Genomic DNA, 18,295 nt, shown 5'->3' with positions numbered 1-18,295 from the left:
GAGACAACAGGCCACTAGGCGCGACCGCGCACCGTCGAACCAGCCACGCAGCACGAACACACTGAAGGAGGCACGTCCGTGACCGGACTGCTCGAAGGCAAGACCATCCTCATCACCGGCATCATCACCGATGCCTCCATCGCCTTCTCGGCCGCCAAGGTGGCCCAGGAGCAGGGCGCCAAGGTGATCATCACCGGCATCCCGGACCGGCTCCGCCTGATCGACCGCATCGCCAAGCGTCTCCCGCAGGAGGTGCCGCCGGCGATCCCGCTCGACATCACCGACGAGGAGTACCTCGGCACGCTGGCCGACAAGGTCCGCGAGCTCGCGCCCGAGGGCATCGACGGCGTGCTGCACTCCATCGCCTTCGCGCCCCGCACCCTCATGGGTCCCGACGCCGTGCCCTTCCTCGAGGGCCCCGGCCCCGACGTGGCGAAGTCCTTCGAGATCTCCGCGTGGAGCTACGCCTCGCTGGCCCGCGCCGTGCTGCCCGTCATGAACGAGGGCGGCTCCATCGTGGGCATGGACTTCGATCCCCGCACCGCGATGCCCGACTACAACTGGATGGGCGTGCAGAAGGCCGCCCTCGAGTCGGTCAACCGCTACGTCGCCCGTGAGGTCGGCTACGCCAAGAAGATCCGCTCCAACCTGGTGGCCGCCGGCCCGATCAAGACCCTGGCCGCCAAGGCGATCTCGGGCACCGCGACCGACGACGCCAAGAAGCTCAACATGCTCAATCAGTACTGGGACGGCGCCTCGCCCATCGGCTGGAACGTCGACGACCCGGAGGTCGTGGGCAAGAGCATCTGCGCGCTGCTCTCGGATTGGCTGCCCGGCACCACCGGCTCCATCGTCTACGTCGACGGCGGCGCCAGCCACAACACCTGGTTCCCCGAGGAAATGATCAACGCGCAGTCGTGACCCACGATGCGCTGCTCGTGCTCTCCTTCGGTGGGCCCGAGCACCCCGACCACGTACGGCCGTTCCTCGAGAACGTCGTGCGTGGTCGTGGCGTACCACCCGAGCGCTTGGACGCCGTCGAACAGCACTACCAGCGGTTCGGCGGCGTCTCGCCGATCAACGAGCAGAACCGTGCGCTGATCGCGGCCGTATCGGAGGAGTTCGACCGCCGGGGCCGGGCGCTGCCGGTCTACTTCGGGAATCGGAACTGGCATCCGATGGTCGAGGACACCGTGCGGCGGATGAAGGACGACGGCGTGCGCGACGCGCTCGTCTTCGCCACCTCCGCCTGGGGCGGCTTCTCGGGTTGCCGGCAGTACGACGAGGACATCGCCCGCGCCCTCGCGGCCGTGGGACCCGGCGCGCCGCGGCTGACCAAGCTGCCGCAGTTCCACGATCACGAGCTGTTCCTGGACTGCTTCGCCGACGCGGCGCAGGCCGCCCTGGCGACGGTGCCCTTCGGCTCGCGCCTGGTGTTCACGGCGCACTCGATCCCGGAGGCCGCGGACGTGAACGCGGGCCCGCCCGGGGTGTCCAACCTCTACTCGCGACAGGTCCGGGACGCGGCCGCGAACGTCGCCGCCCGGCTGGGGATGGATCACGACGTGGTCTGGCAGTCCCGTTCCGGCCCGCCGCAGGTGCCGTGGCTCGAGCCCGACATCTGCGACCACATCCAGGCGCTGTGGGACGAGCGGGTGCCCGGCGTCGCGGTCGTGCCCATCGGCTTCATCTCCGACCACCTCGAGGTGATCTGGGACCTCGACACCGAGGCGCGCGATCTCGCGGGGGAGTTGGGCATGCCCTTCGCCCGCGCCGCGACCCCGATCCACGATCCGCGGTTCGCGGCGATGGTCGCCGACCTCGTCGACGATGCGGATGCGGGCAGGTCCAGCGGGCTCGGCGTCAGCGTCGACGGCGCCGCGTGCGTCGAGGGCTGCTGCCCGGCAGTGCGGCGCCCGGTTCGCACCTGAAACCCGCGCTCAGCTGATCCGCGGCGCAGTATTTCGAGCGTCCCTCATCTGAACGACGGTTTCAGAATGCTCCGCGCAGTTCGTCGCGGCACACCGCGTTCACGGCGGCCACCCGCGCGGCGCGGACGGTGCGCCACAGGTCGCGGTAGGCGGCGTCGCCGCCCTGCGCGGAGGCGAGGGTGAGACCGGCGTACGGGTTCTCCGCACCCGCGACCAGCAGGATCGCCTCCACCATCCCGGCGCTGTCGAGCACGCGGTGCGCCCGCTCGGCGGCACCGAGGGGCAGCCGGTGCGCGCCCAGGTAGCGGGTCAGCTCCATGACGACGCCGCGCGGGTCCGACGCGGCGTCGGGCGCGGGCGGCAGGCTGGCCAGCGCGGACGGCGCCTCGCGGACGGCGTCCCGCAGCGCATGCTCGGCGGCGCCGAGGGACACCGGATCCGGATCGACGAGTGCGGGCTCGTGGAGGAAGGCCTGCCAGCGCATCACATCGGCGGCCTCGGGCGTCGGCACGAGGGCGATCGTGGACGTCGCGCCGTCGAAGAGCACGACCTCGCCCCGGGCCATCGCCGCTTCCTCCAGGTCGGTGCCCGCGGGGAGGCCCCGCGCATCGCCCGGCGCGGGCAGCAGCAGCCGAACCGAATGCGGCTCCAGGGCACGGATCTCGGCCAGCAGATCGGGGAGGTCGCCGTCGACCACGGACTGCACCGGCGCCCACTCGCCGAGCGCCTCCAGCAGCTCGTCCGTGCCCGCCGAGCCCGCCAGCCAGGCCGCAGACCACACCGCGAAGCCCTGGGCGGGCCCCGCGGTGGCGCGGCGGGCGAGGGTGACGACGGGGGAGCTCATGGGCATTCATCCTAGTCGCGGCACCCGCTGGGGTGTGCGCCCCAGCGGCGCGACTCCCGGGATACGGCGTGCCCGCGCCGCTGGAGCCCACATCTCAGCGCCCACGCCCGCAACGCCGCCATCGCGAGATTTCTGAAACATGTTCTAGCAAAGGCCGCGCGGATCTACCCTGACCGGCATGACCGAATCGGACACCTTCGCCGAGCAGGCCCGCCCGGCCTCCTCACAGCGCACCCCGGACGAGGTGCGCGCCCAGTTACAGCAGTGGTTCGCCGCGCGCGAGCCGGGCGCGGAGGTGCTCGACCTGCACTTGCCCGAGGGCAACGGCATGTCGAGCGAGACCCTGCTCGCCGCGGTCCGGTTCGGCGACGAGGAGCGGCGCCTCGTCATCCGCGTGGCGCCCCGGCCGGAGTCCGACCCGGTGTTCCCGACCTACGACCTGCCCGCGCAGTTCGCGGTGATGCGGCACGTCGAGTCGTACGGGGTCGCGGCGCCGTCGTGCCTGTGGGTGGAGGAGGACCCGGCGGTGATCGGCGCCCCGTTCCTCGTCATGGACCGCGTCGACGGCGACGTGCCGCCCGACGTCATGCCCTACACCTTCGGCGCCTGGCGGCCCGACTCCACCGACGCGGACCTGCGCGAGCTCGCCGACGCCTCGGTCGACGTGATCGCCACGATCCACGCCGTGCCCGCTCCCGCCGACGGCCTGATCCCGACACCCGAGCCGGGGGAGACCGCGCTCGCCGCGCACCTGCGCCGGCTCCGCGCGTTCTACGACTGGGCGGCGCAGAAGCACGGCGGGGCGCCCCTCCTGGACCGCGCGCTCGCGTGGGCCGAGGACAACCTCCCGCCGCACGCCGACCAGGTGCTCAACTGGGGCGATGCCCGCATCGGCAACCTGATGTACGGCGGCCCCGCCGGGAACACCCCCGTCGCCGTGCTCGACTGGGAGATGGCGACCGTCGGCCCGTGCGAGCTGGACCTCGGCTGGTTCGTCTACCTGCACCGCTTCTTCCAGGACCTCGCCGAGCTCGCCGGCCTGCCCGGCCTGCCGGGCTTCCTGCGCCGGCAGGACGTCGAGCGACGGTACGCCGACCGCACCGGCCACGTGCCCCGCGACATGGACTTCTACACCGCCTACGCAGCCATCGTGCACGGCGTGATCATGTACCGGATCCAAACCCGGGCCATCGACTTCGGCGCCGCCGTCGCGCCGGAGAACCCCGACGACATGATCCTGCACCGCGCCAGCATCGAGAAGATGCTCGCCGGCACGTACTGGGAGTCCGTCGTATGACGCTGTCGCCCTTCGACGACTACCCGGTCCACCAGGTCGCGGAGGTGATCCGCCACCCAGCGACGTCGGACCGCAACTTCTACGACCGCTACTACTTCAACGCTCACAACGGCACCGCCGACGAGCCCTTCCTCGTGCTCGGCCTCGGCGTCTACCCGAACCTGGGCGTCGTCGACTGCTTCGCCGTCGCCCGGCACGGCGACGACCAGATCGTCTTCCGCGCCTCCAAGGCCCTCGGCGCCGACCGCGCCGACACCACCGTCGGGCCGATGCGCGTCGAGGTGCTCGACGGCCTGCAGCGCCTGCGCGTCACCCTCGACCCCGGCGCGGACTACGACCTCGCCTTCGACCTGACGTTCACCGGCACCGGCCCCGCGCACCTCGAGCCGCGGCACTTCCACCGCCAGCTCGAGCGCGTCACCTTCGACACCCAGCGGTTCGTGCAGGTCGGAACCTGGGCGGGCGCCCTCACCGTGGGCGGGGAGACCTTCGACGCGAGCACCTGGCGCGGCAACCGGGACCGCTCCTGGGGCGTGCGCCCCGTCGGCGAGGCCGAGCCGCCCGGCCGCCGCGTCACCGAGGCCGGCAACTTCTTCTGGATCTACTCCGTCCTGACCACCGCCGACGCCGCGATCTGCGTCGTGCTGCAGGAGGACGTCCGGGGCCGCCCCGTCGTCGAGGACGCCACGTGGATCCCGCACGACGGCTCCGAACCGCGCTGGCTCGGCCACGTCGCGCACGACATCGACTTCGTGCCGGGCACCCGCCAGGCCCGGGCGGCCCGGCTCGTCTTCACGGGTTCCGACGGTGCCGCGACCACCGTCGACGTGCGCATCACCACCGCGAACCACTTCGGCTTCGGCACCGGCTACGGGCTCGACCAGGACTGGCGCCACGGCATGTGGCAGGGCGAGGAGAAGGTCGAGGGCCGGCGGTTCCGCGTGTCCGAGCTCGACGTCAACCTCACGATGCTGGTGCCCGTCGAATACCTCGCGACCTGCACCGTCCGGCATCCCGACGGGCGCACCGAGGAGGGCGAGGGCCTGTTCGAGTTCGGCGCGATCGGGCCGCACACGCGCTACGGCTTCCAGCACTACGTGGATCCCGCGCCGTAGAATCATCCGCCGTGGGACACGGCTATGGCGACATCTACGCGGGGCACGCGAGCAAGAAGGCGCGGGTGGTCCCCGAGGTTCCCGCCGACCGCGACCTCGTGGTCGAGGACGCGGCGACCGGCTTCTGCGGGGCCGTCGTCGGCTTCGACAAGAGCTACGACGGCGACTTCGTCAAGCTCGAGGACGGCCGCGGCGCCGTCCGCGTCTTCGCGATGCGCCGGGCCGCGTTCCTCATCGACGGGAAGCCCGTCACCCTGGTGAAGCCGCGGGCGACGGCACCGTCGGGCCCGCAGCGCAGCGCGTCGGGCTCGACCCGCGTCGAGGGCGTCAAGGCCCGCGTCGCACTGCCCAGCCGGATCTGGGTCGAGGGCATCCACGACGCCGCGCTCGTCGAGCGCGTCTGGGGCCACGACCTGCGGGTCGAGGGCGTCGTCGTCGAGCAGCTCGAGGGCCTCGACCACCTGGTCGCCCGGCTCGCCGAGTTCCAGCCCGGCCCCGGCCGCAAGGTGGGCGTGCTCGCCGACCACCTCGTCGAGGGCTCCAAGGAGTCCCGGATGACGCAGTCGCTCGGGAAGTACGTCATGGTCACCGGCCACCCGTTCATCGACATCTGGGCCGCGGTGAAGCCCTCGTCCGTGGGCATCGCGGCCTGGCCCGACGTGCCGCGCGGCGAGGACTGGAAGACCGGCACCTGCGCGCGCCTCGGCTGGGGCTCGCCGCAGGACGGCTGGCGCCGGGTGCAGGGCGCGGTCACCTCCTTCCGCGACCTCGACGCCTCGCTCATCGGCGCCGTCGAGCGGCTCGTGGACTTCGTCACCGATCCCGCTTCCTGACCGCGGCGCTTGCGGTCGCAGTTATAGAATCCGCAGGTGGCATCGACCCCGACGACCAAACCCGACACCCGGCAGCAGATCCTGCGCGCGGCTCTCGACTGGGTCGACGAGGCTGGCCTGACGCGGATCTCGATGGGCGCCCTGGCCAAGCGCGCCCGCCTGGCGCGGGCGACGCTCTATCAGCACTTCACCGGCAAGGACGCGCTGGTGGAGGCCCTCGTCGCGAGCGAGCTGGACAAGTTCTACCGGCGGATCCACGACTTCGCCGACGAGATCACCGACAACGACGAGCGGCTGGCGTCCGGCTTCGGCTACGCCTACGCCTACCTGCGGGAGCACCGCGCGTTGCAACACGTGCTGGCCTCGAACCCGGCCCTGCTGCTGCCGTACATCACCGGCGATTCGCCGCAGATCCAGCAGGGGCGCCGGTTCTTCCTGGGGGAGATCCGGCGCGGCGAGTACCGCGACGGTGCCGACGTGCACGCCTTCGCCGACTACTTCGTCCGGCAGCTCCACTCGCTGCTGCTGACCCCGCTGCCGGCCGTCGAGGGCGTCGTCGACGATGCCGACCACCGGGGCCCGAGCTCGGCGAACGTCGAGGCGGGCCGACGGTACGCCCAGGCCTTCGTGCTCCCGGTGCGCGCGACGATCGCTCCCTGACACGCCCTGGAGCTGCTCGGATAGACAGTTCATTGCGGACTGTCCGGCAGTGGTGTTACGTTCGCCACATGACCGATACGACTTCGCCCGAACGTACCCGCGATGCGGTTGCCGACCGGCTCCTCGGCGGCTCCGTCAAGCGCTCCTACGCGCCGGTCGTCGACATCGACTGGGACGCCCCGATCGACCCCGACAAGTTCTTCCTGCCGCCGCACATGTGCACCCTCTACGGCACGGACATCTGGAACGGCATGACCCGCGAGCAGCAGATCGCCCTCTCCCGTCAGGAGATGGTCAACCTGCTGTCTATGGGCATCTGGTTCGAGAACCTCCTCAACCGCCTGCTGCTGCGCGACCTCCTGTCCAAGGACCCCACCTCGCGCGACGCCTTCTACTCGCTCACCGAGATGGGCGACGAGTGCCGCCACATGGTGATGTTCGGCAAGGTCATCGACCGCGTCGGCGAGCGCCCCTACCGCCTGCGGGGCTGGCAGCTCGCCGTCGTGAAGTACGTTCTCGCCCCGGTCATCCGCGGCCAGGCCGTGTGGATCGCCGCCCTCGTCGGCGAGGAGATCTTCGACGCCCAGCAGCGGCAGATCAAGGACGATCCGGAGCTGCAGCCCATCGTCGCGCGGCTCATGCAGATCCACGTGACGGAGGAGGCGCGACACATCGGCTACGCCCGCGACGGCGCGCGCCGCGGCGTGGCCGACCGCACCCGGCTGCAGACGCTGCTCGTCGGGAACCTGCACGCCGGCGCCGCTTTCGGCTTCCGGATGCTGTTCGCCAATCCGCGCATGTACGCCCGCGTCGGACTCGACCCGAAGGCCGCCTACCGCGCCGCGATCACCAACCCGCACCACATCAAGGCCAAGCAGGACGGCTTCCGCGACCTCGGCCGCTTCCTCGATTCCGTCGGGCTCATGGGCCCGCTCGCGCGGTGGTCGTGGAAGAAGGCGGGGTTCCTCGCGTGACGTCGGTGGAGCATCCGCGGATCGTCGTCATCGGGTCGCGCGTCCCCGGGGTCGACGGTGCCGTCGTGGCACCGTCGGACGTGGTGGACCTGCGGTTCCGGCCCGACCGTGACGCGTGGACGCTGACCACCCCGGCGGGCGTGACGGACTACGACCTCGTGGTGCTCGCGGGAACGACGGCGGCGATCGAGGTTCCCGCGCTGGACCCGCGCGTCGTGCCGCCCGGCACCGTCGGGCCCGCGGACGCCGAGCGCGCCTACCTGGGCATGCTCGTCGACGGGGTGCCCAACCTGGTGCTGATCGACGGCTCGAAGCTCCAGCTGGACACGCTGGATGCCTGGCTGCGGTGGATGTACACCGAGGCGGCCACGCGCCTGCTGTCGCGGCCCCCGGTGACCGCCCGCTGGATCCACAAGGGGCGGCGCGCGCCGTCCCGGCCGGACCGCGACGCGATCGACCTCTCCAACGACCACGTGCGCGACGAGGGCGTCTACGCCGGCGAGGCGGTGCTCCGCTCCGGCGACTTCGAGGCCGTCTCGCCCGTCCGGCTCGCCGGACACCTCGAGCCGCTCGACGGCAACTACCACTGGTACGGCACCGTCGACGACCTGGAAATCGGTGCGGCGCTGAAGAAGATGCCCCGCGGCAGCGTCACGGTGTCCGTCGGCGGGGGAGAGGCGTCGCCCGCGATGGTCACCGACAAGACGGTGTGGGGCACCTACCGCCTGGTCGGCGTCGGCGCGCCGCCGTACCCGCTCTGACTCATCCCTGCTCGGCGGCCGGCCCGGACACGAGGCGACGGATCTCCTCGACGATCACCTCCGGGTCGGTCAGTGGGACGTTGTGTCCCGAGTTCGCGGCCACGACGTGCCGTCCGGTCGCGGACGCGGCGGCCCGCCCGGCGTGCGCCTCGTTGACCCGCGCGCGCACCGCCTTCCCGAGGCCCGCGCTCTTCGCCCCCGAGATCACGGTGACAGGCAGATCGCCCAGGTCGGGCGCGGCGTCCTGCCACGACTGCAGCTCCGGGTAGAAGGTCTTCAGCTCCTGCGCCATCGCGTCGATCGCGCGCTGGGTGGTCGCCTCACGCGCGAGGTCGGCGCGCACGTCCGCCGGCACTCCGCGGAACAGGAGTCCGCCCAGCAGGCGAAGCGCACCGGTCCGCGCGAGCACGCGGGCGATCGCCGTCGTCAGCGCCACGCGCCGTTCGACGTTCCCGTGGAACATGTCCTCCGCCGCCTCGTCCGACGGGTCGACCAGGACGAGCCCGACGATCCGGTCCGGACGGCGCGACGCGGCCAGGCGCACGATCACGCCGCCCAGGCTGTGGCCGACGAGCACGAACCGGGTGTCGTCGCCGTCGGCGAGGCCGTCGAGGAGGTCGTTCAGGTCGTCGGCCATCCGCCCGAAGGTGCGGTCCGCCGCGTCGGGCTCGCTGCGGCCGAGGCCCGACCGGTCGTACGCCACCGCGGGCGCGAAGACGGACACCGGTGGTTGCGCTGTGCCCCAGGACGACCGGGTTCCGCCGGCGCCGGCCTCGAAGACCACGACCGGCGCACCGGCCGGACCGTCGAGCTGCGCCGCGTGCAGTCGCCTGCCGTCCCGCGTCGTGAGGTACCGACTCCGCCCCTGAGTGTGTGCCATGGCCCCAGGCTAGCGCCGCGCACCGACGGGGTTCTCGCCCGTGCTGTCCGATTCTGGCAGGATCGAGGTATGGCAGCGGCGCTCTGGCTCATCGGCGCGATCCTGCTGGCCGTGGCGGAGACGGCGGCCGGCGAATTCACGCTGCTCATGCTCGGCGGCGGGGCGCTCGTCACCGCCGGCGCGACGGGCGTGTTCGACCTGCCGCTGTGGGCGCAGGGCGTCGTCTTCGCCGTCTCGTCGGTGCTGCTGCTCCTGCTGGCCCGCCCGCCGCTGCGGCGGTACGTCGAGAGCAAGCGGGGTGAGGCACCGTCGTACCTGGAATCGCTCCCCGGCATGAAGGCGACTGTGCTGCAGTCCGTCTCGGGCGAGGCGGGCCGGGTGCTCATCGGCGGGGAGGAATGGTCCGCGCGGACGCCGTACGACGGTGTTCCGATCGCGGTGGGCGTGGAGGTGACCATCGTCGAGATCGACGGCGCGGTCGCCGTCGTGGTCGACAGCTGACCGAAGACCTAGGAGAGGAAGATCCATGGAGGGCATAGGAATCGGACTGGTCGTACTCCTCGTACTGATCCTCGCGGCGGTGGTCGTGCTGGTGAAGTCGCTGGTGCTCGTCCCGCAGGCGCAGGCCGCGGTGATCGAGCGGCTCGGCCGGTACACGCGCACGGTGTCCGGTCAGCTGGCGCTGCTGATCCCGTTCGTCGACAAGGTCCGCGCGCGGGTGGACTTGCGCGAGCAGGTGGTCTCCTTCCCGCCCCAGCCGGTGATCACGCAGGACAACCTGACCGTGAACATCGACACCGTCGTCTACTTCCAGGTGACCCGGCCCGAGGCCGCGGTCTACGAGATCAGCAACTACGTGGTCGGCGTCGAGCAGATCACCACGACCACGCTGCGCAACGTGGTCGGCGGCATGACGCTGGAGGAGACGCTGACCTCGCGCGAGAAGATCAACGGCCAGCTCCGCGGCGTGCTCGACGAGGCCACGTCGCGGTGGGGCCTGCGCGTCGCCCGCGTCGAGCTCAAGTCGATCTTCCCGCCCCCGTCGATCCAGGAGTCGATGGAGAAGCAGATGAAGGCCGACCGCGAGAAGCGCGCCACCATCCTCTCCGCCGAGGGCCACCGGGAGGCCGCGATCAAGTCGGCCGAGGGCGACAAGGCGAGCCGGATCCTGCTGGCGGAGGGCGAGCGGCAGGCCGCGATCCTCGCCGCGGAGGCCGACCGGCAGGCGGAGATCCTGCGGGCCGAGGGCCGCCGCGCCGCCGCGTACCTGGAGGCCCAGGGCGAGGCGAAGGCCATCGAGACCACGTTCTCCGCGATCAAGTCGGGGCGTCCGACGCCCGAACTGCTCGCCTACCAGTACCTGCAGACCCTGCCGGAGATGGCGCAGGGCGACGCGAACAAGGTGTGGGTGGTGCCGAGCGACTTCAACGCCGCCCTCCAGGGCTTCATGCGCAACCTCGGCACGCCCGGATCCGATGGGGTCTTCCGGTTCGAGCCCTCCGAGGACGCGCCGGGCACCGCGCCGGACATCGACACCGAGGGCTGGTTCGACACGCCGGAGCCCGTGGCGCCCGTGGTCGTGACGAAGGACGAGGTGCCCGACGCGCCGATCGCGCCCTCCGCGCCCGCGCCCTCGGCGCAGGAGGCGTCGGCGGAATCCCTCTCGGAGGTCACCGCACAGTTGCCCAGCGGCCAGTCGGCGAGTCAGCTGGGCCAGGGTCACACGCGCTGGCAGAGCCTCGCGCCGTCCGAGGTGCAGCAGCCGGGACAGGTACCGCCGCAGGAGAGCTGACACCACGCGGGGTCGGCACCCGGCACTGGTCAGCGCCCCAGGGCGACCGCCACGCCGGCGCACGCGACGGCCCACAGCACCGAGACGAAGGTGCCGATGATGAACTGCTCCGCCGCGCCGGGGTGGCGCAGCTCGGGGTAGCGGGCGAGGCCCTTCGCGGCGACGATGACCGCGAGGCCGCCGCCGAAGTTCGCGAGCACGCACACCGCGATGGCGGCCCGCTCGAGGATGCCGATCGCCAGGCCGCCGCGCAGGGGTGACGCGGGCGCGGGCTCGTCCGCGGGGCCGCCACCCCCGGGCTCGTCGTCCGAAGGATCACCGTCGGCGGGCGGGCCCTCCGTGGGCGCGGTGTCGCCGTCGGGCTCGTCCTCGCCGGTCGCTCCGGCCAGCGTGAACGCGGCGGTGACCAGCGCGCTGCCGCCCGCCATCGCGGCGAGCACAGCGGCGACCCGCACCGCGGCGAGGCCGAAGCCGGTCGCCGCCGGGGCGGCGAGGGCGACGACGGCCGCCGCCCCGACGAGGACCGCCGGAACCGCGGCCCAGACCATTCCCGCCGGTCCGCGCGCGCCGCTTCGCGACGCGAGGACGCCGGCCACCGTCGCGGCGAGCAGCAGCGCGATCACGACGGCGATCATCGAGCCGCCCCTGCGCCGGGATCGGCCGCGGCCAGCAGTTCGACGGCGAGGGCGCGGCCCGCCGGCTCCACCGACCAGCCCGCCGCCGCCGCGCGCTGCGACGCCGCCTGCCGCGAGACGCCGAGCTCCGCCGCGGCCGCCGTGATCGACATTCCCGTGTTCAGCAAGGCGGTCACCTCCTGTCCCTCCCGTGATCTACGGCCCACGATAAGGCCGAGCACCGACAGGATCGCCTCGGCGCGCGCCGCCGCGGCCCCGTCGTCGCCCCGGACCTGCAGCGGCACGGCCGTGCCCTTCGCGGCCTCGACCGCTTCGCGTGCCGCCTCGAAGGCGCGTCCGCGGCCCGCCCGGGTCTGCGCGGGGAGCGGCTGCTCCACGGGGCCGGCACCGATTCCGATGCTCCAGTGCCCGTCGGCGAGGAGCGCGAGGGCGGCGTCGACGGCTACTGCGGCGTCGTCGGTGACGGCCTGCAGTTCGTCGCCCGCCGTCCGGTCGGGTGCGCGGAGCCAGGCGAGGGGCGCCAAGAGGGCGCGCGCCGCCTCGACTCGGTCGGAGTCGGAGCGGCTGCCCCGTTGGTCGGCGGTGAGGACGAACATGACGCAAGTGTATGGACTTGCTAAGGTCTAGCGCAAGGTTTTTGACTTGCCGGGCAGGCGGCTGCTGCTCGGGCGCCTCACGCGGCGAGCTCGGGATGGCGGAGCAGCGAGCCGCTGACGACGGCGCGGGCGAAGGTGCCGCGTGCCGCGGTGACCCACCCCGCCACCAGGCCGAGGAAGAAGACGACCGCGAGCACGGCGTATCCGGTGGCGCCGGTCGCCGCCGCCATCGCGCTGAAGCCGGTGGCGCAGGTCCCGACGGGGAAGGTGAAGGACCACCAGGTCAGGGCGTACGGCAGGCCGTCCGCCGTCCCCAGCGCGGTGCGGGCGGTGAGCACGAGCGCGACCGCGGTCCACATCAGGACGGCGACCGTGACGCTCCAGCCGTAGTCCGTGCCGAAGCGCTGCAGGCCGGCGGCCAGGTCGGGGCCCACGGCGAGGTGCGCGGTGGAGCCGAGCCCGTTCGCCGCGGTGATCGACTGCCCGAGCGGGCCGAGCACGATCCACGCGGTGGGGATCATCGCCGGCGCCCAGAGGGGGCCGCGAACCAGGCGGAGGAGCACTGCGGGGAGCACCACCAGCGAGGTGGCGAGAGTGAAGGCGAAACAGGCGTAGCTGAACCACAGCAGCGCGGTGCGCACAGCGCCCTCCGCCGCGTAGGGCAGCAGCACCGCACCGCCGGCGGCGGTGACCATGGGGGAGACGACGGGCATCAGCCAGCCCGCGAACGCGGCGTCCGAGCGGTAGTGGCCGCCGCGGACCATCAGCGCGGGGATCAGGAGGGCGAAGAACAGGCCGAGTGCTGTGCCGATCACCCACAGGGTGGTGCCCAGCGCGAGCGCGGCCGTCAACCCGATCCAGTCGCGGCCGACGAGCACCGCCCCGATGCCGACGGTGAGGAACGCCATCGCCATGGCGCCGTAGAAGTTGCCGATCACGGGGTCGCGGTGGTGCCGGCGGGCGAACGCGGGGTACCGGATCCAGTGCGCGACGGTGCCGAAGGTCAGCACGGCGAGCAGGACCGCCGCCAGCACCCACACCGCGGCGGCCGCGGTGCGGAGGCCGGGCGCGTGGACGGGGAGACCCACTGCAGCGTTGGCGATGATGCCGGTGCCCATGACCGAGGCGAACCAGTTCGGCGTGAGGTTGGAGAACGCCTCCCACGGGCTGCGGAGGTCGCGCAACAGCCCGGACGGGGCGGGGCCGGCGGCGCGGTCGGCGGTGGTCATCGCGTGCATGAGACCACTCTGTTGCCCGATCGAGGCATCCAGAACCCACAGGGCACCTATCTACCCATAGAATAAGGCTATGGATATGCCGTCGGTGGAATCGCTGCGCCTGCTGGTGGCGGTTGCGGATCTGGGGTCGATCTCGGCCGCGGCGCGGGAGTGCTCGATCTCCCAGCCGAGCGCCAGCTCCCGCCTGCGCCACCTCGAGCGCCAGCTTCGGCTCGACCTGCTGGATCGCCGCACCCGGGGCGCCGAACTCACGCCCGAGGGCGCCGCGGTCACCGAGTGGGCGCGGTCGGTGGTGACCGCGATGTCGGCCCTGCAGACCGGCGCGGAGGCGCTGCGCTTCGACCACACCGTGCGGATCGCCTGCAGCCAGACCATCGCCGAGTACCTCATGCCGGCGTGGCTCGCCCGGCTGCGCGAGCACACCGACGAGCCCGTGCACCTCACCGTCGGCAATTCCGCCGCCGTGATCGCCGAGGTGCGCGGCCACGTCGCGGACCTGGGCTTCATCGAGGGCCCGACGGTGCCCGACGACCTCGCCTCGCGGACCGTCCGCACCGACCGGATGGTGCTGGTCGCCGCGCCGGGGGACCGTCTGTCCCGGCGGCGGGACGACCGCCCCGTGACCGCGGCGGAGCTCGCGGAACTGCCGCTGGTCACCCGCGAACCCGGGGCCGGCACCCGCGACGCGCTCGAGGCCGCGCTGCGGAGGGTGGGGCTCGAGTCGGACCCGCGATCCATCGCGCTCGGCACGAACGCCGCCGTGAAGATCATGGTCGCCGCGGGCGGCCGGGCCGCCGTGCTCAGCGAACTCGCGGTGAATGCGGAGCTGCGCGACGGCCGGCTCGTCGAGATCCCCACCGACGGCGTCGACCTGCATCGACGCCTGCGCGCGGTGCGGCGCAAGGACGCCGCACCGCGCGAGGTGGTGGATACGTTGCTGGCGGTTGCTAGCGGGCGCGCCGCCGGAACGCCGAGAGCACGCCGAGGATCACCACGGTGACCAGTACGAGGAACATCGTGTTCGCGGCAGCGCCGAACAGGTCGCCGCGGTCCGACTGGGTGAACACCGTGACGGGCAGGGTCCGCCACGACGCCGGGTAGACCATGATCGTCGCGCCGAGCTCGCCCATGCACAGCGCCACCGACAGGCCCGCCGCGGCGGCGATCGACGGCAGCAGCAGCGGCAGGCGCACCGTCAGCAGCAGGCGCAGCGGCGACGCGCCGAGCGAGCCGCCCACCTTGTCCAGCATCGGATCCAGCTGCGAGACCGCCGCCGAGACCATCGAGTAGGCGAAGGCGAAGACCAGGATCGCCTGCACCAGGATCACGATCGACGGGGTGCCGCCCAGGACGATCGGCGGCGCCGAGAAGGCCACGAGCACGCCCAGGCCGACGACCACCGAGGGCACGGCGACGGGCAGGTGGAAGAACGCGTCGATCGCGCCGCGGAGCCGCCCGGGCAGGCTCGGCACCGCCAGCGCCGCCCACGTCCCGGCCACCACCGCGAGCGCGGAGGCGAGGAGCGCGGTCTGCACCGAGACGCCGATGCTGGCGGCGTTCTCGGGCGTGAAGACGTCGGCGACGTGGTCGGTGGTCAGCGCGGACGGCAGCACCGAGGTCCAGCTCGCGCTGAACGCCGTGATCACCGTGACGGCGATCGGCGTGATCACCAAAGCCAGCAGGACGACGGCGAAGGCCGCCCAGACGGCGACGCGGGCCGCCGGGTTACGCACCAGCATCAGCGGAGTCCCTTCTTCATGAGCAGGCGGTACGCGACGTACGCGCCGATGGAGATGAGCAGCTGCACCGTCGCGAGCACGGCCGCCGAGGCGAAGTCCTGCCCCACGATTGAGCGGGTGTAGATGAGCATCGGCACGGTGATGACGTCCTTGGCGCCGGTGAACAGCACGATCCCGAACTCGTTGAGCGTGAGCAGGAACGTGAGCGAGCCCGCGGCGGCCAGCGCCGGCAGCACCGCCGGCAGGATCACGCGGGCGATGATCCGCAGCGGTCCCGCGCCCAGCGACGACGCGACGTCGATCTGCACCGTCGGGAACTGGCCGAAGGCGGCGAGCATCGGCCGCACCACGAACGGCGTGTAGAAGGCGATCTCCGCGAGCACCACGCCCCACAGCGACGTGGTGAACGAGCCCGTCGGGACGCCGAGCGCCTGGGCCACGCCGACCGGGCCGAGCAGGACGCCCAGCGCGAGCGGGATGAGGAAGCTGGGGAACGAGACCACGACCTCGATCAGGCGCGAGACCGCCGCCGCGCCCGGGAAGGGCACGAAGGCCAGCACCAGCGCGAGGAAGGTGCCCGCGACGAGGCAGCCGGCCGTCGACAGGGCCGCGACCTTCACCGTCGTGCCCAGGGCGCTCAGTACGGCTCCGTCGGTGAGAGTGTCGCGCCAGGTCGCCAGGCCGGCGGGGCGCTCGGCCTTGTCGGTGAACGTGCGCGCGACGATCCCGACCAGCGGGTACACGACCGCGACGAGGATGAACGCGACCGGCGGCAGCACCCACACCCAGCGCGGCACCGCGAACGACGGGCCGGCGGGCGGGGCCGGGGGCGCGGGCGGCGCGTCCAGTACGACCGTCACCGCGGCACCACCATCACGTCGGCGGGGTCGACCTCTACCCACAGCGTCTCGGCCTTGAGCGGCGCCTCGGTGAGCACCGGCACGTCGACGCCGATCGTCTCGCCCGTCTCGGCGACGCGCGCCGTCACGTGCCGGACCGCTCCGCGCCACTGCTCCTGCTCGACGGTCACCCGCAGGCCGTTCGACGGTGCCGTCCGCGTGAACCGCCACGCCCACGGGCGCACGGCGAGGTCGACGGAACCGTCGGGCAGCAGCCGCGAGGTGCGCAGCGCGCCGCCCGGCAGGACGTCGGCGCCGCCGAGGAAGGTCGCGGTGAAGCGCGTCGGCGGGCGGTGGAACAGCTCCTCGGTGGTGCCGATCGCCTCGAGCCGGGCGTCGCGCATGATCGCGACGCGGTCCGCCAGCGCGAGGGCCTCGCTCTGGTCGTGCGTCACGTAGACCATCGCGACGTCGGGCAGCTCGGCGCGCAGGCGCTGCAACTCGCCGAGCATGTCCTTGCGCATCCCGGCGTCGAGGGCCGAGAGCGGCTCGTCGAGCAGCACGACGTTCGGCCGAGTGGCCAGCGCGCGGGCGATAGCGACGCGCTGCTGCTGGCCGCCGGACAGCTGCCGCGGCAGGCGATCCGCGTATTCGGCCATCCCCACCATGCCGAGCACCTCGGCGACGCGGGGCCCGATCTCCGACCGGTCGGCGCCGCGCGAACGCAGGCCGAAGGCGACGTTCTTCGCGACCGTCATGTGCGGGAACAGGGCGTAGCTCTGCACCACGATGCCGATGCCGCGCTTGGCGGGGGACAGGCGCGTCACGTCGCGGCCGTCGATGGTCACGGTGCCCGCGGACACCTGCTCGAAGCCGGCGATCGCCTTGAGGGCGGTGGACTTTCCCGATCCCGACGGCCCCAGCAGCGCGACGGTCTCGCCGCGCGCGACCTCGAAACTGCAGTCCCGCAGGGCGACCGTGTCGCCGTAGGCGACTCTGACGCTCTCCATGCCGACCGCCACCGTGCGGCGGACCGTCCGATCCACGGCGTCGTCGTCGAGCCCCTTCGATGCCCCGACGGTGTGCTTCGGCGCGGTCACTGACCCGTCGCCTTTTCATAGCTCTTGATGTCCGCGTCCAGCCCGCCCAGTACCTCGTCCCAGTTCGGGTACCAGATCTCGACGCCGTCGATCGCCTTCTGGAAGGCGTCCCACTGCGGGCCCGACGGGGTGACGTCGCTGCGGACCGGCGCGCCCCAGGCGCGGGCGGGAACGTTCTGCTGGACGTCCTTGGAGAGCAGGTGCTCCATGAGCTTCTTGCCGTTGGCCGCATGGGGCGCCTTGTCGGCGAGACCCATGTAGTACGGCAGCGGCAGCGTGGTGCGCTTGCCGTTGAAGGTGGGGTAGAAGACCTCGTAGGCGACCTTGTCGGCGGCGATGGCGGCGAGCGCCATCTGGACGTCGGAGTTCGCGACGATCAGCTCGCCCTTGGACGTCTTCGGGCCGAGCTTGCCGGTGGACGTCGACGGGCCGACGTTGTTCGGCTGGAGGTCGGCGAGGTACTTCAGCGCGGCCTCCTTGCCCATCACGTGCTGCAGGAGGAGCAGGAGCGCGGTGCCGTCGCCCGCCTTGCCCGGCGTCGAGTACTGGATCTTCTGCGTGAACGCCGGGCCGGTGAACTCGGCCCAGTCGGCGGGCTTCGGCTGCGCGGCCGTGTTGCGGATCATCGCGAAGTAGTTGTTGACCACGGCGACGTAGGTGCCGTCGGCGGCCTTGAGCTGGGCGGGCACCGCGGAGGTGTCGACGTCCGACTTCGTCAACGAGCCCTGCTGCTGGGCCTGCTGGATGAACGGCGGCAGGGTGACGAGGATGTCGACCTGCGGGTTCGCCTTCTCCTTCTGGGCCCGGGAGACGACCTCACCCGAACCGGCCTCGACGAGGGCGACCTTGACGCCGGTGTGCTTGGTGAAGTCCTCGAATTCGGCCTTGTACCAGTCGCCGAGGCCGTCGGCGCTGTAGACGGTGACGGTGTCCGAGGAACCGGTGCCGCCGCCGGTGCCGCCGCACGCGGCGACCGCGAAGACCGCGGCGACGGTCGTGATCGCGGAGAGGGATCGGGTGATGCGCATGGGGAAGTGCCCTTCGTTCGAGTGGAGCGGAGG

General features: G+C 72.3%; 20 protein-coding genes. 11 read left to right on the top strand and 9 right to left on the bottom strand.

Going from position 1 to position 18,295, the window contains the following annotated elements:
- The first annotated feature begins 78 nt into the window (after positions 1–78).
- Positions 79–921: an NADH-dependent enoyl-ACP reductase InhA gene (inhA, locus tag WFK95_RS07565; protein WP_168544074.1), complete on the top strand. Its 843-nt coding sequence runs from the start codon at positions 79–81 to the stop codon at positions 919–921.
- Positions 918–1,931, top strand: coding sequence for a ferrochelatase (locus WFK95_RS07560; protein ID WP_224645128.1), 1,014 nt, complete (start codon positions 918–920; stop codon positions 1,929–1,931). The genes inhA and WFK95_RS07560 overlap by 4 nt, the downstream gene beginning before the upstream one ends.
- Before the next feature lie 61 nt (positions 1,932–1,992).
- Here the strand turns inward: WFK95_RS07560 and WFK95_RS07555 are convergent, their stop codons facing one another.
- The gene (locus WFK95_RS07555; protein ID WP_224645129.1) at positions 1,993–2,775 is read right to left on the bottom strand and encodes a hypothetical protein; all 783 of its coding nucleotides are present in this window, start codon (positions 2,773–2,775) and stop codon (positions 1,993–1,995) included.
- A 178-nt stretch (positions 2,776–2,953) separates the two neighbouring features.
- Here WFK95_RS07555 and WFK95_RS07550 point away from each other — a divergent pair, with 178 nt between their 5' ends.
- The 6 genes from WFK95_RS07550 to WFK95_RS07525 all read left to right on the top strand — a co-directional run bounded on the left by WFK95_RS07550 (position 2,954) and on the right by WFK95_RS07525 (position 8,415).
- Positions 2,954–4,072, top strand: coding sequence for a phosphotransferase family protein (locus tag WFK95_RS07550; protein WP_336670339.1), 1,119 nt, complete (start codon positions 2,954–2,956; stop codon positions 4,070–4,072).
- Positions 4,069–5,187 (top strand): hypothetical protein, encoded by a 1,119-nt coding sequence (locus WFK95_RS07545; RefSeq protein ID WP_336670338.1) that lies wholly within the window; start codon positions 4,069–4,071, stop codon positions 5,185–5,187. Before WFK95_RS07550 ends, WFK95_RS07545 begins: the two co-directional genes overlap by 4 nt.
- A gap of 11 nt (positions 5,188–5,198) precedes the next feature.
- The gene (locus WFK95_RS07540) at positions 5,199–6,020 is read left to right on the top strand and encodes a DUF3097 domain-containing protein (protein WP_336670337.1); all 822 of its coding nucleotides are present in this window, start codon (positions 5,199–5,201) and stop codon (positions 6,018–6,020) included.
- 36 nt (positions 6,021–6,056) lie between these two features.
- On the top strand, positions 6,057–6,680 hold the full coding sequence (locus WFK95_RS07535; RefSeq protein ID WP_224645133.1) for a TetR/AcrR family transcriptional regulator: 624 nt from the start codon (positions 6,057–6,059) through the stop codon (positions 6,678–6,680).
- 68 nt (positions 6,681–6,748) lie between these two features.
- Entirely contained in the window at positions 6,749–7,654 is a 906-nt protein-coding gene (locus tag WFK95_RS07530) for an AurF N-oxygenase family protein (RefSeq protein WP_224645134.1), read from the top strand.
- Entirely contained in the window at positions 7,651–8,415 is a 765-nt protein-coding gene (locus WFK95_RS07525) for a DUF4873 domain-containing protein (protein WP_336670336.1), read from the top strand. The genes WFK95_RS07530 and WFK95_RS07525 overlap by 4 nt, the downstream gene beginning before the upstream one ends.
- A gap of 1 nt (position 8,416) precedes the next feature.
- Here WFK95_RS07525 and WFK95_RS07520 read toward each other — a convergent pair whose 3' ends face one another.
- Positions 8,417–9,295: an alpha/beta fold hydrolase gene (locus WFK95_RS07520; protein WP_224645136.1), complete on the bottom strand. Its 879-nt coding sequence runs from the start codon at positions 9,293–9,295 to the stop codon at positions 8,417–8,419.
- A 69-nt stretch (positions 9,296–9,364) separates the two neighbouring features.
- On the opposite strand from WFK95_RS07520, the gene WFK95_RS07515 reads away from it, so the two are divergent.
- The gene (locus WFK95_RS07515) at positions 9,365–9,796 is read left to right on the top strand and encodes an NfeD family protein (RefSeq protein ID WP_224645137.1); all 432 of its coding nucleotides are present in this window, start codon (positions 9,365–9,367) and stop codon (positions 9,794–9,796) included.
- A gap of 25 nt (positions 9,797–9,821) precedes the next feature.
- Entirely contained in the window at positions 9,822–11,087 is a 1,266-nt protein-coding gene (locus tag WFK95_RS07510; protein ID WP_224645138.1) for an SPFH domain-containing protein, read from the top strand.
- A 29-nt stretch (positions 11,088–11,116) separates the two neighbouring features.
- On the opposite strand, the gene WFK95_RS07505 is transcribed toward WFK95_RS07510, so the two are convergent.
- The 3 genes from WFK95_RS07505 to WFK95_RS07495 all read right to left on the bottom strand — a co-directional run bounded on the left by WFK95_RS07505 (position 11,117) and on the right by WFK95_RS07495 (position 13,556).
- Positions 11,117–11,722 carry a hypothetical protein gene (locus tag WFK95_RS07505; RefSeq protein ID WP_224645139.1) on the bottom strand — a complete coding sequence of 202 codons (606 nt, stop codon included), beginning with the start codon at positions 11,720–11,722 and terminating at the stop codon, positions 11,117–11,119.
- Entirely contained in the window at positions 11,719–12,318 is a 600-nt protein-coding gene (locus WFK95_RS07500) for a hypothetical protein (RefSeq protein ID WP_224645140.1), read from the bottom strand. Before WFK95_RS07500 ends, WFK95_RS07505 begins: the two co-directional genes overlap by 4 nt.
- A 77-nt stretch (positions 12,319–12,395) precedes the next feature.
- The gene (locus WFK95_RS07495; protein ID WP_224645141.1) at positions 12,396–13,556 is read right to left on the bottom strand and encodes a TDT family transporter; all 1,161 of its coding nucleotides are present in this window, start codon (positions 13,554–13,556) and stop codon (positions 12,396–12,398) included.
- Positions 13,557–13,626: 70 nt separating this feature from the next.
- Here WFK95_RS07495 and WFK95_RS07490 point away from each other — a divergent pair, with 70 nt between their 5' ends.
- Entirely contained in the window at positions 13,627–14,556 is a 930-nt protein-coding gene (locus WFK95_RS07490) for a LysR family transcriptional regulator (RefSeq protein WP_224645142.1), read from the top strand.
- Here WFK95_RS07490 and WFK95_RS07485 read toward each other — a convergent pair.
- Genes WFK95_RS07485 through WFK95_RS07470 form a run of 4 tightly spaced genes read right to left on the bottom strand, consistent with a single transcriptional unit; the run spans position 14,504 to position 18,262 of the window.
- Positions 14,504–15,295 carry an ABC transporter permease gene (locus WFK95_RS07485; RefSeq protein ID WP_224645143.1) on the bottom strand — a complete coding sequence of 264 codons (792 nt, stop codon included), beginning with the start codon at positions 15,293–15,295 and terminating at the stop codon, positions 14,504–14,506. The genes WFK95_RS07490 and WFK95_RS07485 overlap by 53 nt on opposite strands.
- Positions 15,295–16,155 carry a 2-aminoethylphosphonate ABC transporter permease subunit gene (locus WFK95_RS07480; RefSeq protein ID WP_224645144.1) on the bottom strand — a complete coding sequence of 287 codons (861 nt, stop codon included), beginning with the start codon at positions 16,153–16,155 and terminating at the stop codon, positions 15,295–15,297. Before WFK95_RS07480 ends, WFK95_RS07485 begins: the two co-directional genes overlap by 1 nt.
- Positions 16,152–17,234, bottom strand: a complete 1,083-nt coding sequence (locus WFK95_RS07475) for an ABC transporter ATP-binding protein (protein WP_336670335.1) — start codon at positions 17,232–17,234, stop codon at positions 16,152–16,154. Before WFK95_RS07475 ends, WFK95_RS07480 begins: the two co-directional genes overlap by 4 nt.
- A complete protein-coding gene (locus WFK95_RS07470; RefSeq protein WP_336670334.1) occupies positions 17,231–18,262 on the bottom strand; it encodes a 2-aminoethylphosphonate ABC transporter substrate-binding protein in 1,032 nt (343 codons plus the stop codon). Before WFK95_RS07470 ends, WFK95_RS07475 begins: the two co-directional genes overlap by 4 nt.
- Positions 18,263–18,295 lie beyond the last annotated feature (33 nt).

This window comes from Tsukamurella sp. USMM236, from assembly GCF_037148755.1.
GTDB lineage: Bacteria > Actinomycetota > Actinomycetes > Mycobacteriales > Mycobacteriaceae > Tsukamurella.
This window is presented reverse-complemented; position numbering and strand designations above follow the sequence as displayed.

What these genes read in the sequence shown, in the direction of transcription:
- WFK95_RS07555 (WP_224645129.1), bottom strand. Translation starts at nt 2,775, where the DNA reads ATGAGCTCCCCCGTCGTCACCCTCGCCCGCCGCGCCACCGCGGGGCCC.
- WFK95_RS07550 (WP_336670339.1), top strand. Translation starts at nt 2,954, where the DNA reads ATGACCGAATCGGACACCTTCGCCGAGCAGGCCCGCCCGGCCTCCTCA.
- WFK95_RS07545 (WP_336670338.1), top strand. Translation starts at nt 4,069, where the DNA reads ATGACGCTGTCGCCCTTCGACGACTACCCGGTCCACCAGGTCGCGGAG.
- WFK95_RS07530 (WP_224645134.1), top strand. Translation starts at nt 6,749, where the DNA reads ATGACCGATACGACTTCGCCCGAACGTACCCGCGATGCGGTTGCCGAC.
- WFK95_RS07520 (WP_224645136.1), bottom strand. Translation starts at nt 9,295, where the DNA reads ATGGCACACACTCAGGGGCGGAGTCGGTACCTCACGACGCGGGACGGC.
- WFK95_RS07515 (WP_224645137.1), top strand. Translation starts at nt 9,365, where the DNA reads ATGGCAGCGGCGCTCTGGCTCATCGGCGCGATCCTGCTGGCCGTGGCG.
- WFK95_RS07510 (WP_224645138.1), top strand. Translation starts at nt 9,822, where the DNA reads ATGGAGGGCATAGGAATCGGACTGGTCGTACTCCTCGTACTGATCCTC.
- WFK95_RS07505 (WP_224645139.1), bottom strand. Translation starts at nt 11,722, where the DNA reads ATGATCGCCGTCGTGATCGCGCTGCTGCTCGCCGCGACGGTGGCCGGC.
- WFK95_RS07500 (WP_224645140.1), bottom strand. Translation starts at nt 12,318, where the DNA reads ATGTTCGTCCTCACCGCCGACCAACGGGGCAGCCGCTCCGACTCCGAC.
- WFK95_RS07495 (WP_224645141.1), bottom strand. Translation starts at nt 13,556, where the DNA reads ATGCACGCGATGACCACCGCCGACCGCGCCGCCGGCCCCGCCCCGTCC.
- WFK95_RS07490 (WP_224645142.1), top strand. Translation starts at nt 13,627, where the DNA reads ATGGATATGCCGTCGGTGGAATCGCTGCGCCTGCTGGTGGCGGTTGCG.
- WFK95_RS07485 (WP_224645143.1), bottom strand. Translation starts at nt 15,295, where the DNA reads ATGCTGGTGCGTAACCCGGCGGCCCGCGTCGCCGTCTGGGCGGCCTTC.
- WFK95_RS07470 (WP_336670334.1), bottom strand. Translation starts at nt 18,262, where the DNA reads ATGCGCATCACCCGATCCCTCTCCGCGATCACGACCGTCGCCGCGGTC.